The organism is Planococcus sp. FY231025, assembly GCF_052078085.1.
GTDB lineage: Bacteria > Bacillota > Bacilli > Bacillales_A > Planococcaceae > Planococcus.
The window spans coordinates 232,551-248,708 of record NZ_JBQJJG010000004.1; the positions used below are offsets into that span (position 1 = coordinate 232,551).

Below are 16,158 nucleotides of genomic sequence, written 5' to 3' on the forward strand. Positions count from 1 at the left end.
TACAGTGAAGTTCAAAAGCCAATGGTTGAAACTATTCCTATTCCTTATCATCGCTGTGTTAGTGCTTGCAGGCTGCCAGAATTACAATGAAGAATCAGAAGGTGCAGAAGGCACGGATTCACCGGAAGGCACTGCAGCAGAGTCGAATGAAAACTTCGATGCAGAAGTCTTCAATTTCGCGACCAACCAGGACATTCCGGGGCTCGACCCCCATGGATCAGCGGCAAATACGACGTTCCGTGTCATCTATGAATTTTACGATCGCCTGGTGACGTATGAAGGCACATCGACTGATCCGACGCCGATGCTGGCTAAGGAATGGGAAGTATCCGATGACGGGCTCGAATACACATTCCATCTTGTCGAAGACGCAAAATTCCATGACGGCTCCCCGGTGACAGCGGAGGCGGTGCAGTATTCCTTCACGCGCGCCATCGATGTCGGGAAATCCGCAGCAGGGATCTTCAGCAAAGTCATCGACAAGGACAGCTTTGAAATCATTGATGACTATACGATCAAAATCACCTTGAAAGAACCGTTTGCGCCGTTCATCAGCACACTCGGCACGGCATTCGGGAACATCATCAACCCGGCGCTGGAAGAAAACCACGGCGATGACCTGGGCGAAAGCTTCCTGGCTGAAGCCGAAATGGGATCCGGCCCTTACGTTCTCGAGAGCTGGGACCGCGGCGAAACGCTTGTCATGAAAGCGAACCCGGATTATTGGGGAGAAGCGCCGACAATGGAAACCGTCAACATCCGGTTTATCACGGAAGCTTCGACTTCCCGCCTGATGCTGGAAAAAGGGGAAATCGACTTGATCGACAACACGGTCATTTCGCCTGAAGTACTCGAACAGATGAAGGACACAGAAGGCATTGAAATCCTGGAAGCGGATAGCTACCAGATCGACTATATGCCGATGAACACGGAAAAAGGCGCATTGGCTGATCCGAAGGTTCGCCAGGCGATCGCCCACAGCATCAATTACGATGCGCTCTTGGAAAGCGTTTATCTTGGCCAAGCAGAACGCATTGTCGGAGCGGTTCCGAAAGGGATGTTCGGGTTCAGCGAAGATGCCAAGCTTTATGATTATGACCTTGATAAAGCGAAGCAGCTGCTGAAAGAAGCAGGCCATGAATCCGGCCTGACGCTTGAAATCGCGATTTCCGAAGACAACGAAGTGCGGAGCAACACCGCTCTCCTTCTGCAGTCCGACCTGGAAAAAGTCGGTGTGACGCTGAACATCAAAACGTACGCATGGCCGACATTCCTAGATCTGGTGACAAGCGGCAAGCACGATTTCGGCCTGGTTTCCTGGACGCCGGATTATCCGGATCCCGATTATAACTTGTGGTACTTTGCCCATTCATCAAGCAAAGGCCCGGGATTCAACTTGGCGTTCTATGAAAACAGCGAAGTCGACAGCCTCTTAGAGGAAGCGCGGACTTCGACAGATGAAGCGCTCCGCGAGAAGAACTACGTGGAAATCCAGAACATCATGGCGGAAGAAGTTCCATATATCTTTGTCGCTCAGCCGAAAGTGCAAGCACCGATGCGCACTTGGGTCAAAGGGTATGAACTGAACCCGATGAACTCGTGGTACGTTCCGTTCCACAAAATCACAAAAGAAGAATAGGCAGACTGGGAGCGGTTGTGGACACACAGCTGCCTCCCTCTTTTTTAGAAAATGGAATTTAGTGCATCTTGAACAGTGCTGAAGGGAGGAAGACTCGTATGGGAGACACCTGGAAAATTGCCAATTTATCAGCTGCTGCCGACGAAAAAACAAAAGGCCGCCTGGAGCTGCCGTCAATCGAGGAGAAACTGCCGGCGTTTTTGGCGAATGGATCCCAAGAAGGCCCGGCTGTCCTGGTGATGGGCGGCATCCATGGCTGTGAATACACATCCATCGACGCTGCTTTGAAAATCGGGGCCGCACTGGAACCGGAAAAGCTGAAAGGGAAAGTGGCGGTCCTGCCGATTGCCAATCCGGCATCCTTTTACGCGCGCAGCATCTATGTGCATCCGCGTGACGGAAAAAACCTGAACCGCATGTTTCCGGGAAGCGAACACGGGACGGACGCAGAGCGGCTGGCTTTTTGGCTCAACAAAGCGGTCTTCAGTGAAATGGACTACATCATCGACCTTCACGGAGGCGACATGATTGAAGCGCTCGTGCCGTTCACCATCTATCACGTTACGGAAGACAAGGGAGTCCAACAGGCTTCGAAGGAAATGGCGTCCCTTTTTGATATCGAGTATGTGATCGGCAGCAGCGGCCAGGTGCCCGGGTCTACATACGGCTGCGCCGCGGAACGGGGAATTCCGGCCATCATCGCAGAAGCAGGTCAGCAGGGGATTCTGGGCAAAGAAGAATCCAGGGTGCTGCAGGACGGCGTCTGGAAGATCCTTGCGTCCATCGGCGTCCTGGAAGGCGGGACCGAAGCCGGTGAGAAGACGGATATTGCGGTGTTCGACTGGTACCGTTCCGATCTGCAGGGGCTCTGGTATCCGGAAATCAGCATCGGGGAGCGGGTGGCGGAAGGGCAGCTTCTGGGCCGCCTGGCGGATGAATTCGGCGAGACGGTCCGGGAAGTTTATTCAAATACCTCGGGAGTCGTCCTGTTCCTTGTCAGTTCGCTCGCCATCAATCCAAACGATCCGCTGCTCGCGGTGGGGGCGTAGCTATGGATCATCTCCTGGATCTCCCGCTTACCGACCTTGCCAAGCTGTACCGGAAGACCGAAGTGTCGCCGGTCGAAATCACAAAACTGGTTTTCGAGCGGCAGCGGAAGCTGGAACCCGCGCTCAACGCCTTCACTGAACTGGCGGAAGAGGATGCGCTGTTGGCGGCGGAAACGGCGGAAAAGCGTTTTTTGGCGCATAAGCCGTCCCATCTGCTCACCGGGGTTCCGTATTCTGCGAAAGACCTGTTCTATACAAAAGGCATCCGGACGACCTGCGCCTCGAACGTGCTGAAGGATTTTGTGCCCGACTATACCGCCACTGCCATCAGCAAGCTCCAGGCAGCGGGCGCCGTGCTGATCGGCAAGAACAACATGCTCGAATTCGCCTATGGCATTGTCCATCCCGATTTCGGCAAGACCAACAATCCGTGGGACCTCACGAAAACCTCCGGCGGCTCGTCAAGCGGCTCGGCGGCAGCAACCGCGAGCGGCATCGGCTTCTTCTCGCTCGGCACCGATACCGGAGGGTCCATCCGGATTCCGGCGTCGTACTGCGGTGTGGTCGGCTTGAAGCCGACCCGCGGCCTGGTCAGCACGCACGGCGTTTTTCCGCTGTCGTGGTCGCTCGACCATGCCGGGCCGATTGCGCGCAATGCGCTGGATGCGGCCGTCGTGCTCGAAGCGATCGCCGGGTTTGATCCGGAAGATCCGCATTCGCGCGCCGGCAGCCTCGGGGAAGTGGATGCCGGAAATTTTGCGGCGCTCGGCGCCAAGCATGTCGGCGTGCTGCCCGAGCCTTTGCTTGCCGGGCTTTCGCCGGATGTCCGCCGCGTTTACAAAGAGGCGCTCGGCCATATGGAGGCGCTTGGCTGGCACATCGAAGAAGTGGTGATTCCGGGTTGGCAGCACACGGAATCGATCATCATGGACGTGCTGCTCCCGGAAGCGGCGCAGATCCACCAGCCATGGCTCGCACGGAAAGCCGACTACGCCGAGATGACGTACCGGCAGATCCAGATGGGGCTGGAAGCGAAAGCGGTCGATTACCTGAACGGCTTGCGCGGCCTGCGGCAATATACGGACGCGGTATCGGAGCTGTTCACGACAGCGGACCTCCTGATGATGCCGACGGTGGCATTTGCGGCGCCGGCAGAAGATCCGGTCATCGGAAGCGAAGAGGAAGACGAAATGGTCTTCACGGGCCCGTTCAATATTTCCGGCCATCCGGCAGTCACTGTCAATATGGGGTTCACGGAAGGCGGGCTGCCGGTCGGCATGCAGCTGATCGCCCCGCATTTCCAGGACATCGAACTCCTTCGGGCCGCCCATCAGCTTGAAGAGCGGCGGCAGATGCCGAAACCGCCATTGATCAGAAAAGGAGTTTAGCCGATGCCAACTATTCTGGAATACCTGAAACAGCATTCGACAGATATGGAAGAGACGCTGGTCCGGCTCGCCCGGGCGGAATCGCCGTCGCGCAACAAGCGGCTGTCCGACCGCTGCGGCCGGGTGCTGGCGGATTTGTTCAATGAACTTGTCGGCGGCGAAACGGAAATGATCGAACAGGAAATCGTCGGCAATCAGTACCGCTTCACGTTAGGCAGCGGCACCGGGCAGATCCTCATAATCGGCCATTACGATACCGTGTGGGACGAGGGCGACATTCCGCTGCGCGAAGAAAACGGGCTGCTTTACGGCCCGGGGGTTTTCGACATGAAAGGCGGGCTTGCTATTACTTTATGGGCGCTGAAGGCACTCAAGCATGCGGGCGTACCATTCAATAAAAAAGTCGTCTTCCTGGTGACGTCGGACGAAGAGATCGGCAGCCTCCATTCGCGCACGCTGATCGAGGAAGAAGCGAAAAAGAGCGAATTGGTGCTGGTGCCGGAATCGAGCATCTCGAATTCGGGGGCGGTGAAGACATTCCGCAAAGGAATCGGCATCTTCCGGCTCGAAGTCGGCGGCAAGGCGGTACACGCCGGCATCAATCCGTGGGAGGGCGTCAGCGCGATCGATGAACTCGTGCTGCAGCTCCAGGACCTGAAAGGTCTCGATGACCGGGAAGCCGGCGTGTCGGTGAACATCGGCACGATTTCTGGCGGCACCCGCACGAATGTCGTGGCCGATTATGCGGAAGCCGTGATTGACGTGCGTTTCCGGACCCGGGAACAAGGGGAGGCGCTCGAAGCTGCTTTTCAGAGCCGTCCGGCATTCACGGCGGGAGCGGCTGTCCACGTCAAAGGCGGCATCAACCGCTATCCGATGGAAGAAACCGAGGAGGTGCTCGCGCTTTACAGCGAGCTGAAAGCCATTGCCGCAGAGCACGGCTATGCACTCGGACACGGCGGCTCCGGCGGGGCGAGCGACGGCAATTTCACAGCAGCGCTCGGCATTCCGACCATCGATGGGCTGGGGCCGGTCGGAGACGGCGCCCATGCCGTGCACGAACAGGTCCTGCTTGAAAATCTGCCGTACCGCGCAGCTTTGATTGCGCAATTGCTTGAACGCCATTTGGACTGAAGGGAGCATGCCGCTAATGGATATGATGACAATGAATTTAAGCGATTTTGAAGAAATGCAGAAGACCGTCAATACGGTGCTCTTGCCGATCGGCATGATCGAAGCGCACGGGCCGCATTGCGCGCTCGGGACGGATGTCCTGATTCCGCGCGAATTCGTACGGCGGCTGGAAGAAGCGAGAGGGGACCGCCTCCTGATGGCGCCCGAAGTGGCATACGGCCATTCCTGGGGCCTTGCGCCGTTTCCGGGGACGATCGACGTTTCCGCGGAAGCGTTCGGCAATTACGTATTCGAGATTTGCAGAGGGTTCCACCAGAACGGCTTTACGAACATTATCCTGTTCAATGGGCACGGCGGCAACATCTCGAGCCTCGACATTGTGACGGAGAAGCTTGCAGACCTCGGGGTGCGGACACTGACAATCAACTGGTACATCGACTACCGCGAAGACATCAAGAAAATCGCGCCGGATCCCGGCCATGCGGGGGAAGATGAGACGTCGCTCGTCCTGGCGATCGATGAGCGCTACGCGTTCACTGAAGGGGTCGGCAGCCATGAAATTCCACTGGCGAAGCGCTTCCGGTTCAAGAACGGCGGCATCGCCCTCTACCCGGAAGCCTTTTCCGGCAATGCAGAAGCGGCGACGGCCGAAAAGGGCGCGCAGCTGTACCGCATGATGGTCGATTTGGTGCTCCAAGACATTGATACGCTTTGGGAAATTGAACAGCAACTCGAAAGGGGATAGAAGAATGACGTTACGTTGGACTCCGCAGCCGACAGGCGATGCGATTGTCGATATTGTACTGAGCTTGAACGAACAGGCGAAAGCGATGCACGGAACCGAAGTGGCGACGGCAAGCTACAGCAGCCTCAAGCCGTCGCTTACAAGCCTCGATGCCATCGCCCGGAAAATCGAAGAGGTGGAAAAGGACATCCGGAACCTCGAAGGCCACCCGGGCAGGTACCTGCGTTCGATGCTCAATGCCAAAGGCTATTTCGTGCGCAGCCTGCAAGGCGACGATCTGCCATATGCCGAATATATCGCGAACATCCAGGAGCTTCCGTCTACGCTGATTCCGGAAGAGGCCATGGCGGGCCACCGCGAGCTGGTGGAAGCGGGGCTCACGAATCTCGGCTACCAGGGAACTTTAAAGGAAAAAGCGGAAAGCTGGCTGAAGGAGACCTTGATTGCGCCGGACAATGTGGTCGAAGTGGCGGAATCGATGAAAGACAAAAGCAAAATCGGCACGCTGCAGCGTGTCATCGGGCTGCCGGAAGAGGACGGAATCGATTACATCAAGTCCATCCGCGGGGTGTTCTGGAGCGGCTATTCCAAGTACACCGGCGATTTCCGCGGAAACCTGACATTCAATATCGACCGCCCGTGGACCGAACCGGTACTGGCGCAGATTATGACGCATGAAGGCTATCCGGGCCACCAGGCGTTCTATTGCCGCTGGGATTACCTGTTCCTGCAAGGAGAGCTGCCGCTTGAAGCGTCGTACTACCTCATCAACACCCCGACAAACGCCTTGTTCGAAGGCGGGCCGGAAAGCGCCCTGCATTTCCTCGGCTGGGATCGGGACGAAGAAGAGACGGAAGGGATTCCGCTTGCCCAAAAAGCGCAGTACAAGCTTGCGCGCGACTGGATCGACATGCAGCGCATGGCGATGACGAACGCCTGCTATCTGTTCAATACCGGCGAAATGGACAAGTCGGAAGCGGTCGCCTACATGATGGAGAAAGGGCTGCTCGGGGAGATCGAAGCGAACAATTGCTACCGCTTCTTCTCGGACCCTATCCAGAAAACCTATTATCCGTCCTATTATTATGGGCGGTGGATGGTGGGCAAAGCGTATGATTCAGTTGCGAAAGAGCAGCGCGCCGACTTTTTCAAAATCCTTTACGACACGCCGCATACCACGAACACCTTCATTGATGCCGTCAGTGATTTGAGCGGGAGGAAATTTCAGCCGTTTGAACAGGTGAAGACGGCAAAAGAGGATTTCGTCCTTTGATCGTCGGAGGATAAAGGCAGCTTGTCAGAGAAAGGAAGTGTTGGGCATGGCCACCGATTTGAATGAATTGCAAAAGGGTCTGGTGGAGGCCGTTTCTGCCGATGGACTGATGGCCTTCACTGCGGCAATCGCAAAAGAAGTGCGGCTTTCGGGTTCGCCCGAAGAACTGCGGGCGTTCGAATATGTGAAAGGGGTGCTTGACGGCTTCGGAGCGGAAACTGCGTTGACGTTCCATGACGGGCTGATCAGTCTGCCGGTTTCGGCAGAACTCGAAGCCGGGGGCGTCCGCTTTCCGTGCATCACCCATTCGATGTCCGTTTCGACCGGCGACGGAGGGATGGAAGGGGAACTGATTTACAAAAAATCGTTGGCTCCAGGCATGGAAGCGGCGGGTAAAATTGTGCTGACCGACGGCATTGCGACGCCCGGCGGGGTAGAAGCCCTGGAGAAAGCGGGGGCACTTGCCGGCATATTCATCAACGGGTCGATCACCCACGAAATGACCGTGTCCCGTGTATGGGGCAATCCGACTCCCGAAACGAAGGGCGAGTTTCCGAAAATCCCAGTGCTGTCGGTCACGGAAACCGAAGGTGCGGTGCTGCTTGAGCAATTGGCGCGCTCCAACGAACCGGTGAAAGCGTGGCTGAAAACGGTGGTCGATACCGGATGGCGGAAAATCCCGACGCTGACCGCGGATTTCAAAGGCGAAACGGAACCCGAGAAATTCATCCTGTTCAGCGGACATATCGACTCCTGGCATTACGGCGCGATGGACAACGGCAGCGCGAACGCGGCGATGCTGGAAACCGCGAGGGTGCTCGTGGAAGGGGAGGTGCCGCTCCGCCGGACGCTGCGGCTCGCGTTCTGGTCCGGACATTCACATGGCCGTTATTCGGGATCCGCCTATTACAACGACATGCACTGGGAAGAGCTTCATGAAAACTGCCTCTTGCACGTTTACGCCGATTCGCTCGGCGGCAAAGGTGCGGTGATCCTCGGCGAAAGCAATTGCATGGCCGAAACCCGCGAATACGGGGGTTCATTCGTCAAGGCGCTGACCGGCGAAGAATTCATCGGCAAGCGCTTTGGCCGAGGCGGCGACCAGTCCTTCTGGGGAACGGGGATTCCAGCGCTGTTCATGGGCATGTCCGAACAGCCCTTGAGCGACGATGTGGCATCGCAGACGCTGGTCCGGCTGTTCGGCGGCATCAAATCCGGCGGTTTCGGCTGGTGGTGGCATACGACCGAAGACACGCTCGACAAATTGGACCCGGCCAACTTGCGCCGCGACTGCCAGGTCTATGTGTCGGTGATCCACGATGCCTGTACGCGGAAGGTCCTGCCGTTCGACCATGCGGCGGGCGCAAGGGAGATCCGGATCGCGCTTGAGGGCTATCAGCAAGTTGCTGCCGGCAGGCTGGACCTGTCGCGGGCGCTTGAAAGGGCCGCCTTGCTCCAATGGCTCGGTGAAGAGCTCAAGAAAGCCGTAGAAGACAGGGACTGGACCGATGAAGCGGCCAAAGCGTTCAACAGCGGGATGCTGTCGATAGCGCATGAGCTCATTCCGCTCAACTACATCAGCGGGGACCGGTTCGACCAGGATCTGGCAATGAACCAGCCGGTGGTGCCGCTCCTGAAAGACATCGGCCGGCTCGCTTCGGCGGAACCGGGAAGCGAAGAGGAGCTGGAATGGCAGACATTCCTGAAAAGGCGGCTCAATAAAGTCGAATACGGACTCCTGAAAGCATGCCGCATTGCTGAAGGGCTAATTGAATAAGGAGGGGAAGAGATGTCTGAAGTGAACGGAAAAGTCATCGTCATCACCGGAGCCTCAAGCGGCATCGGCGAGGCGACAGCACGGAAATTCGCAGAGGAAGGAGCAAAAGTGGTGCTCGCTGCCCGCCGTGTGGACCGGTTAGATGCGCTGAAGGCGTCCATTGAAAAAGGGGGCGGCGAAGCGGCAGTGAAAGTGACGGACGTTACGTCCCGACAGGAGATGGAAGACCTTGCGCAATTCGCAATCAGCACTTTCGGCCAGCTCGACATCATGTTCAATAACGCCGGCCTTATGCCGCTGTCGTATATGGACAAGCTGAAAGTCGACGAATGGGACCGGATGGTCGACGTCAACATCAAAGGGGTGCTCTACGGCATCGCGGCGGTGCTGCCGCATATGCAGGAGCGCAACAGCGGACACATCATCACGACCGCGTCAGTTGCGGCCCATGGGGTCTTCCCGTCCGGAACCGTCTACTGCGGCACAAAATACGCGGTCCGCATCTTCATGGAAGGGCTAAGCAAGGAGTTGGCACAGACCAACATCAAGACGACAAGCATTTCGCCCGGGGTCGTCGAGACGGAATTGGCGTCATTCATCACAGACGCGGACGTCAAACCGCGCTTTGAAGACCCGAACATCCCGTCGCTAACCAGCGAAGACATCGCAAACGCCGTCTTCTATGCCGCTTCGCAGCCGCTCGGCGTGGCAGTCAACGAAGTGATTGTGCGTCCGCTCCAACAGGGATAAGAACAAAAGGCGGTCCTTTGGGATCCGCCTTTTTCATTTTCCGGGAAATATGGCTAGCTCCGAACCGGAACGGGTATACGGAGAGCAAAGGGAAATTTACGAAGGAGGCGAAGGCATGCCGAAACTTGGAATGGTCGGCGGGACGGGCCCGGAATCGACAGTTGAATACTATCAGGCAATCATTAAGCGCTATCAGGACAAAACCGGCAACCCGGAAGAACTCCCGGAATTCTTGATCCACAGCATCAATATGTATAAAATCTTCGACTTGCTGGACAGCGGTGAAGAAGGGGAACTGGTGGCATACTTGGCGGAAGCTGTCCGCGACCTGCAGAAAGCAGGAGCCGATTTCGCCGTGCTCGCCGCCAATACGCCGCATATCGTCTTCGAGGAAGTCCGGCAGGAATCCGGCGTTCCGATGATCAGCATCGTTGAGGAAACGTTCCGGGAAGCGGACCGGCTGAATCTTGGAAATGTAGGACTGATCGGCACGAAATTCACGATGGAAAACGACTTTTTCAAAGAGCCGTTTCTGGCGAACGGCAAGAAGCTCGTGGTACCGAATGGGGCCGAACAGGATTATATCCACGAAAAAATCGTCGATGAACTGGAAAAGGGTATCGTCAAGCCGGAGACGAAGGACGAATTCCTGAACATCATCTCCCGGATGGTGGAAGAGGATGGGATCGATGGCATCATCCTGGGCTGTACGGAACTGCCGATGCTCATCAAGCCGGAAGACACAAAAATCCGTCAGCTGGATACACTGGAAATCCATGCCGCTGCAATTGCAGAAGCGATGGTGGGGGAATAAAACCGGTACAGAAGAGGCAGGAAACTGCGCAACGGCTCAAGTTTTTGAAAATGCACCTTTTCCTGTAACCATTTTTTTCCTGGAAGCGTCTACTCAGTGAATTATAAAACCACTGGGGGTTTTTCCATGAAAAAATTATCATTTTTATTGCTCTTTTCCATAATTCTCTCAGCTTGCGAATCGGCTAATGCTGTCCCCAACCAGAGCGGGGAAGATGTTGAAAAACAGAAATTGCACCAAAAGGAGGAAACGGCGACTATCATTGATTGGGTGGATTTCGTCCAATTTGAAGGCACGCATTATGTTTCAGCCGACTCTGCTGTCCTCGCCGAAAAGAACAGCATCGGAAAGGAGATTGGAGTTGTAGCTTTCCAAGTGGCAGACAACATTAATGACCCGTATTACAAAGTCGAAAATGGCGATGCGGCTTTTTGGAAGGAGGGCACCGCGCTTTTCGGCGTCAAGGAGATGCCGGACTTCCTCGCTATCGCCGATGAAAGCAAAGTGAATGGCTACCAGCTCTATTTGGCAGAACAGAAGGGTGAAGAATTTCCCCCTCATTTCAAAGACGTTAAACTCGAATCGGTGGACCTTGTTGAAATATACGCAACCGCTAATGAGCCGGAACTGCTGAACCGCATTGAGGGAGAGAAGCTGGATACCTTCAAAGAGTTGTTGAAGCAAGGAGCCGAACCTCCCGCTGGAGGCCGGGTTTACAGCCAGGAGGACCCCGAAATTTACCAAATGATCCTCTATACCGGTGAACCGTTTGCCCACGCCTTCCATATTTACAACGAAGGTGGACAGTGGTTATGGTATCCGTGGGATGAAGAACTTCTTTCCGGAGAGATAGAACATTTCATGATTCCATAACTCTGATATCTTTTTAGAAAGCCGGAACATTTGAAGCACTGCTTGGCAGCCGATACACTGAAAAAGCAATAACTTATCAAGCGGAAGGAGGTTCAAAACATGGTGAAAGCGATAGACTCAGCAGAATACGCCGAGCGCGTGAAGAACAGCAAGCCGTTCGTGCTCGATTTCACTGCCGACTGGTGACCCAGCTGCCGTTTTTTGGGGCCGGTGGTCTCAAGCGCAGCTGAACAACTGGATTCAGCAGATTTTTATGAAGTGGACGTTGACCAATCGCCGGACTTGGCCCGGCAATTCGGTGTGCAAAGCATCCCGACATTGATCCTGATCATAGACGGCGAGGAAGTGAAACGGTCGGTCGGCTTTATTCCGGAAGAGGCAATCATCGAATTTGCCCGCTCGTAATCAAAAAAGAAAGGATTCCCGAATTAAGGGAATCCTTTCTTTTTGCATTTAATTTTAAAAATTCGGCAGCAAAGAAAATCCGTAGCCTTGGTTCCGGATCGCCCGGATCAGTTCCGGCAGGAGATCGGCGGTGTGCTGCAGTTCGTGAAGCAGGATCACGGCCCCGTCTTCGAGGTTGTCGATGACCGTAGAAATCACCTTTTCCGGCGTTTTCTGAAGCTCCCAGTCCATCGAAGCTACGCGCCACATGACGGGCACCATGTCCAAAGCTTTTACCGCTTTCAGCGTATCATCATTGAACTGGCCGAACGGGGGACGGAAATATTTCACGGTACCCCCGGTTACGAGCCGGATCTTTTCGACGCTGTTATTGATGTCGTCGTACTGTTTGGCGTACGGGAGAGCCGCCAGATTGCTGTGCTTGAAGGAATGCGAGCCGATCTGATGGCCTTCAGCCAATACGCGCGCCCATGGCCGCGAAGGATGCAGGAGGCGGCTTTGCCAGAAGAAGACTGCCTGCACATCCGCCTCCCGCAAAGCCTCAAGAATGCGTGGCAGTGCCCGGCTAGGGCCGTCATCAAAGGTCAGGACAACGCTCTTTTTATCCGGTGCCGGGCTATGTGTCAGGATGTCAGGGTTGGAAGAGCCGTACACGACTCTGGAAAAGTCAACTGCTCAAGGGCTTTTGGTCATGCCCATTCCTCCTTGTCCGTTCAGATTTCAGCGCCAAAGAAATAATCCTGGGACTGAGACTCGTATGTTTCTTGGTATTCCGTTTCCGTGAAGTCTTGCGGCAGGCCGTCAAAGATCACTTTGCCATCCTTCAACGCGACGATGCGGGTCGCATAGCGTTTGGCAAGTTCGATGTCATGCACATTGATGATCGTCAACAGGCCGTGCCGCTCGTGCATTTCTTTCAGCAGCGTGAAGATCCGGTTGGACGTGCCGGGGTCCAGGCTTGCGACGGGTTCATCCCCGAGCAGTACATTCGGCTGCTGGATCAGGGCGCGGGCGATGCCGACGCGCTGTTTCTGTCCGCCGCTCAGCTGTTCGACCCGGCGGTCCATCATTTCGGAAAGCCCGACTTCAGCAATGACGCTCCTTGCAAATTCCAATTCCTCGGCGGAAAACCAGCCGATCAGGTTTTTGAACGACGGCCGGTAGCCGAAAGTGCCGGTCAATACGTTCTGCAGCACGCTGAGGCGGGGGATCAAGTTGAAATGCTGGAAAATCATCCCCATTTCACGCCTGATTTTCCGCAGCTCGTCTTCGCTGGCATTCGTGATGGTGTTGCCGTTCAGGAGGATTTCCCCGGACGTCGGCTTCTGCAGGCCGTTGATGCACCGGATGAACGTGGACTTGCCGGCGCCGCTTTTACCCAGCACGCAGATAAAGTCCTCTTTCTCGAATGACAAGTTCACGTCAGAAAGCGATTCCTCGGTGTTTCCTTCGTAGAGGACAGAGAGGTTTTTTATTTCGATCATGGAAAGGGCCTCCTTCATATAATCCGCTTCCTGACGGAGCTGGCCAGGAAGTCGATGATGATGACCATGATCATGATGATCAGCACGTCCAGTGAGACGGAAGAGTACTGGAAGGTTTTAAAGTCGTTGAACAGGCGCTGTCCGATCCCGCCGCCGCCGATAAACCCGAGAATCAGGGACGTGCGGATGGCCACTTCGAAGCGGTAGAAAAACTGGGACAGCACGTTCGGCCAGATTTGCGGCAGGATGCTGAAAAGATTGGCGACCCAGGTTTTCGAGCCGACCGCTTTCATCGCTTCCTGCGGCCCCGGGTCTGCCGCTTCGATCAATTCGGAGATCAATTTGCCGAAAACGCCGACATTATGGAACATGATGGCGATCACGGCCGGAAACGGCCCAAGCCCGAGCGTCGTCAGCAGGATCAACCCGAAGACGATCTCCGGAATCGAGCGGACAAAGCTCAGCACGATGCGCGAGGTTTGGAATAAAAACGGCGAAGGCGACGTGTTGCGCGCTGCGATAAAGCTGATCGGCAATGCGATCACCAGGCCGAGCACGCTTCCGAGGAAAGCCATCGCCAAGGTTTCGAGCGTATCCTGCACCATGTCCGGCAGCAAAGAGAAATCCATCGGGAACCATTGCGACAGAAAGTCGATCATATTGCGGAAATCCTTGAATTTCGACAGATCGAATTCCGTCAGCCGCATGCTGAGGAACACGAACAGGATCAATATAGCCAATGTCAGTAGATTGCTTTTTTTAAACCACACCCGTAATCAACTCTATTCTTTAATGATTCCCTGCTTGATGGCTGCCTGTTTGATGCTTTCGTAATCTGCATTTGTAGCTTCCGTGAAGCCGCTCGCACCGAAAGCGTCGAGGATTTCAGGATCTTCGATGGCCAGGAACGTTTCCTGCAATGTCTTGATGGTTTCCTCATCCGTGCTCTCCAGGACTGCCCAAGGGTATTGGAACAATTCCTCGGATTTCCAGATGGTCTTGAACTGGCTGCCGTCGATTTTTCCGGATTCCACCAGCTGGTCGTAGATGGCGCTGTCGATGGCGCCGGCATCCACTTGCTTGTTCAGGACTGCCAATGCTGTCGCATCGTGCGAACCGGTGAAGCGGACTGTGGCGAATTCGTTGTCATCTTCCGATGTATAGACGCCGCGGTCCTGCAATTCGATTGAAGGAATCAGGGAACCGGAAGTCGAGTTCGGGTCGCCGAATGCAAAATCGGTTTCGCCGGCTTTGGCCACCAGGTCTTCAATGGAAGCCAACGGGCTGTCTTTGTGGGTAATAATGTATGAATGGTAATACGGCTTGCCGTCGATCAATTGCGTGATGATTGCTTTGGCATTGCTGTTGGCTTCGGCGATGACGTACGTCAACGGCCCGAGATAAGCCATGTCGATCTGGTCGTAGTTCATCGCTTCCACTACGCCGTTATAATCCGGATACACTTCGATGGAAACTTCGCGGCCCAGTTCCTCGGTCAGGAGGGTCTGGAGCTTTTTCATCGCCGTATCCATTTCGCCTTCCGTCTGTGCAGGGATGACGCCGATCGTAAAGGCATCCTTGTCCGGTCCGCTGCCGGATGATTCTTCTGAACTGCTTCCGCAAGCTGCCAAGACGGTTGTCAGGAGCAGGAGGAAAGCGAGCAGGCTCCATTTTTTCAATGGGAGCACCTCATTTCGTTTATTTTTTCATATAGCACTTTCGGGCATTATGTAAAACAAGGACTCGAGCGGAGTCCTTGTTTCAGAATTAAATCACGTGGATGCGGCCGGCGTTTTCGCTCGTTACTTCGCCGATGACGGCTGCCTGGACGTTTTTATCTTGCAAGTCGCGCAGCAATGCGTCCGCTTCTGCAGCCGGCAGGGAAATCAATAATCCGCCGGATGTCACAGCGTCGCAAAGGATCAATTGGTCGAGCATGGAGATGCTTTCATCGTAATCGATGTCTTTGGCCAGCCAGCTGTGGTTCTTGTACGTTCCGCCTGGAATGACTTTCTTTTCCGCAAGCTCTTTCGCTTTTGAAAGGACCGGCACGTCTTGATTCGAAATGGTCACGCCGACGCTGCCGCCTTTGGCGATTTCCATCGTGTGGCCGAGCAGGCCGAAACCGGTAATGTCCGTACAGGCGTTAACCGTGTAGGAATCCATGGCTTCCGCTGCCGCTTTGTTCAGCGTCGCCATGACGTTCATCACTTCATCCAAATCCTCTTTGTCCAAAAGGCCCTGCTTGAGGGCGGTCGTCAGGATGCCGACGCCGATCGGTTTTGTCAGGATCAGGCGGTCGCCCGGACGTGCACCGGCATTGGAGCGGATGCGGTCCGGATGGATTGTGCCGGTGACCGACAGCCCGAATTTCGGCTCCTGGTCATCGATGGAATGCCCTCCGACCAATGTGGCGCCGGATTCTTTCACTTTATCGGAAGCCCCGGCAAGGATGTCTGCCAGGATGCCCTTATCAAGCGTGTTGATCGGGAACGCGACGATGTTCATGACGGTCAGCGGTTTGCCGCCCATCGCATACACGTCGCTGAGCGAGTTGGCGGCGCCGATCTGTCCGAACATATACGGATCATCCACGATAGGCGTGAAGAAATCCAATGTCTGGACGAGCGCGACGTCCTCGCTGATTTTATAAACGCCTGCATCGTCTGCTGTATCCAGCCCGACGAGCAGATTAGGGTCTTCTACATTTCTCGGTAAGTGGCGCAGAACCTGCGCCAGGTCCTCAGGACCAATTTTGCAGCCTCAACCGCCTTTAGATGATAAAGATGTCAATTTAACCATATCTTTTTCAGTCATTTTGATTCGC

The 16,158-nt window shown here is 55.3% G+C and carries 16 protein-coding genes; 11 read left to right on the top strand and 5 right to left on the bottom strand.

Going from position 1 to position 16,158, the window contains the following annotated elements:
• Window positions 1–4: 4 nt before the first annotated feature.
• The 11 genes from ACTL32_RS04490 (at window position 5) to ACTL32_RS04540 (ending at window position 11,847) form a co-directional block, all read left to right on the top strand.
• A complete protein-coding gene (locus tag ACTL32_RS04490; RefSeq protein ID WP_441340335.1) occupies window positions 5–1,639 on the top strand; it encodes an ABC transporter substrate-binding protein in 1,635 nt (544 codons plus the stop codon).
• 98 nt (window positions 1,640–1,737) lie between these two features.
• Window positions 1,738–2,688, top strand: coding sequence for a hypothetical protein (locus ACTL32_RS04495; RefSeq protein WP_441340336.1), 951 nt, complete (start codon window positions 1,738–1,740; stop codon window positions 2,686–2,688).
• 2 nt (window positions 2,689–2,690) lie between these two features.
• Window positions 2,691–4,076, top strand: a complete 1,386-nt coding sequence (locus ACTL32_RS04500; protein ID WP_441340337.1) for an amidase — start codon at window positions 2,691–2,693, stop codon at window positions 4,074–4,076.
• Between the two features lie 3 nt (window positions 4,077–4,079).
• A complete protein-coding gene (locus ACTL32_RS04505; protein WP_441340338.1) occupies window positions 4,080–5,210 on the top strand; it encodes a M20 family metallopeptidase in 1,131 nt (376 codons plus the stop codon).
• A 16-nt stretch (window positions 5,211–5,226) separates the two neighbouring features.
• Window positions 5,227–5,955 (top strand): creatininase family protein, encoded by a 729-nt coding sequence (locus tag ACTL32_RS04510; protein ID WP_441340339.1) that lies wholly within the window; start codon window positions 5,227–5,229, stop codon window positions 5,953–5,955.
• Window positions 5,956–5,959: 4 nt separating this feature from the next.
• Entirely contained in the window at window positions 5,960–7,228 is a 1,269-nt protein-coding gene (locus tag ACTL32_RS04515) for a hypothetical protein (protein WP_441340340.1), read from the top strand.
• A gap of 46 nt (window positions 7,229–7,274) precedes the next feature.
• Window positions 7,275–9,005 (top strand): M28 family peptidase, encoded by a 1,731-nt coding sequence (locus ACTL32_RS04520; RefSeq protein WP_441340341.1) that lies wholly within the window; start codon window positions 7,275–7,277, stop codon window positions 9,003–9,005.
• Window positions 9,006–9,017: 12 nt separating this feature from the next.
• Complete coding sequence (locus tag ACTL32_RS04525; protein WP_441340342.1) at window positions 9,018–9,755, top strand: SDR family oxidoreductase; 738 nt, start codon at window positions 9,018–9,020, stop codon at window positions 9,753–9,755.
• A gap of 115 nt (window positions 9,756–9,870) precedes the next feature.
• Window positions 9,871–10,569 (top strand): aspartate/glutamate racemase family protein, encoded by a 699-nt coding sequence (locus ACTL32_RS04530; protein WP_441340343.1) that lies wholly within the window; start codon window positions 9,871–9,873, stop codon window positions 10,567–10,569.
• Window positions 10,570–10,695: 126 nt separating this feature from the next.
• A complete protein-coding gene (locus tag ACTL32_RS04535) occupies window positions 10,696–11,442 on the top strand; it encodes a hypothetical protein (protein ID WP_441340344.1) in 747 nt (248 codons plus the stop codon).
• 201 nt (window positions 11,443–11,643) lie between these two features.
• On the top strand, window positions 11,644–11,847 hold the full coding sequence (locus ACTL32_RS04540) for a thioredoxin family protein (RefSeq protein WP_441340345.1): 204 nt from the start codon (window positions 11,644–11,646) through the stop codon (window positions 11,845–11,847).
• 54 nt (window positions 11,848–11,901) lie between these two features.
• On the opposite strand, the gene ACTL32_RS04545 is transcribed toward ACTL32_RS04540, so the two are convergent.
• The 5 genes from ACTL32_RS04545 to selD all read right to left on the bottom strand — a co-directional run bounded on the left by ACTL32_RS04545 (window position 11,902) and on the right by selD (window position 16,148).
• Window positions 11,902–12,501 (bottom strand): polysaccharide deacetylase family protein, encoded by a 600-nt coding sequence (locus tag ACTL32_RS04545; protein WP_441340346.1) that lies wholly within the window; start codon window positions 12,499–12,501, stop codon window positions 11,902–11,904.
• 59 nt (window positions 12,502–12,560) lie between these two features.
• On the bottom strand, window positions 12,561–13,331 hold the full coding sequence (gene phnC / locus ACTL32_RS04550; RefSeq protein ID WP_441340347.1) for a phosphonate ABC transporter ATP-binding protein: 771 nt from the start codon (window positions 13,329–13,331) through the stop codon (window positions 12,561–12,563).
• A gap of 14 nt (window positions 13,332–13,345) precedes the next feature.
• The gene (gene phnE, locus ACTL32_RS04555; RefSeq protein WP_441340348.1) at window positions 13,346–14,101 is read right to left on the bottom strand and encodes a phosphonate ABC transporter, permease protein PhnE; all 756 of its coding nucleotides are present in this window, start codon (window positions 14,099–14,101) and stop codon (window positions 13,346–13,348) included.
• Window positions 14,102–14,113: 12 nt separating this feature from the next.
• A complete protein-coding gene (gene phnD / locus ACTL32_RS04560; protein ID WP_441340349.1) occupies window positions 14,114–15,010 on the bottom strand; it encodes a phosphate/phosphite/phosphonate ABC transporter substrate-binding protein in 897 nt (298 codons plus the stop codon).
• 88 nt (window positions 15,011–15,098) lie between these two features.
• Window positions 15,099–16,148, bottom strand: coding sequence for a selenide, water dikinase SelD (selD, locus tag ACTL32_RS04565; protein WP_441340350.1), 1,050 nt, complete (start codon window positions 16,146–16,148; stop codon window positions 15,099–15,101).
• Window positions 16,149–16,158 lie beyond the last annotated feature (10 nt).

What these genes read in the sequence shown, in the direction of transcription:
- ACTL32_RS04500 (WP_441340337.1), top strand. Translation starts at nt 2,691, where the DNA reads ATGGATCATCTCCTGGATCTCCCGCTTACCGACCTTGCCAAGCTGTAC.
- ACTL32_RS04535 (WP_441340344.1), top strand. Translation starts at nt 10,696, where the DNA reads ATGAAAAAATTATCATTTTTATTGCTCTTTTCCATAATTCTCTCAGCT.
- ACTL32_RS04495 (WP_441340336.1), top strand. Translation starts at nt 1,738, where the DNA reads ATGGGAGACACCTGGAAAATTGCCAATTTATCAGCTGCTGCCGACGAA.
- ACTL32_RS04505 (WP_441340338.1), top strand. Translation starts at nt 4,080, where the DNA reads ATGCCAACTATTCTGGAATACCTGAAACAGCATTCGACAGATATGGAA.
- ACTL32_RS04520 (WP_441340341.1), top strand. Translation starts at nt 7,275, where the DNA reads ATGGCCACCGATTTGAATGAATTGCAAAAGGGTCTGGTGGAGGCCGTT.
- ACTL32_RS04510 (WP_441340339.1), top strand. Translation starts at nt 5,227, where the DNA reads ATGGATATGATGACAATGAATTTAAGCGATTTTGAAGAAATGCAGAAG.
- ACTL32_RS04530 (WP_441340343.1), top strand. Translation starts at nt 9,871, where the DNA reads ATGCCGAAACTTGGAATGGTCGGCGGGACGGGCCCGGAATCGACAGTT.
- ACTL32_RS04515 (WP_441340340.1), top strand. Translation starts at nt 5,960, where the DNA reads ATGACGTTACGTTGGACTCCGCAGCCGACAGGCGATGCGATTGTCGAT.
- ACTL32_RS04525 (WP_441340342.1), top strand. Translation starts at nt 9,018, where the DNA reads ATGTCTGAAGTGAACGGAAAAGTCATCGTCATCACCGGAGCCTCAAGC.
- phnC (WP_441340347.1), bottom strand. Translation starts at nt 13,331, where the DNA reads ATGATCGAAATAAAAAACCTCTCTGTCCTCTACGAAGGAAACACCGAG.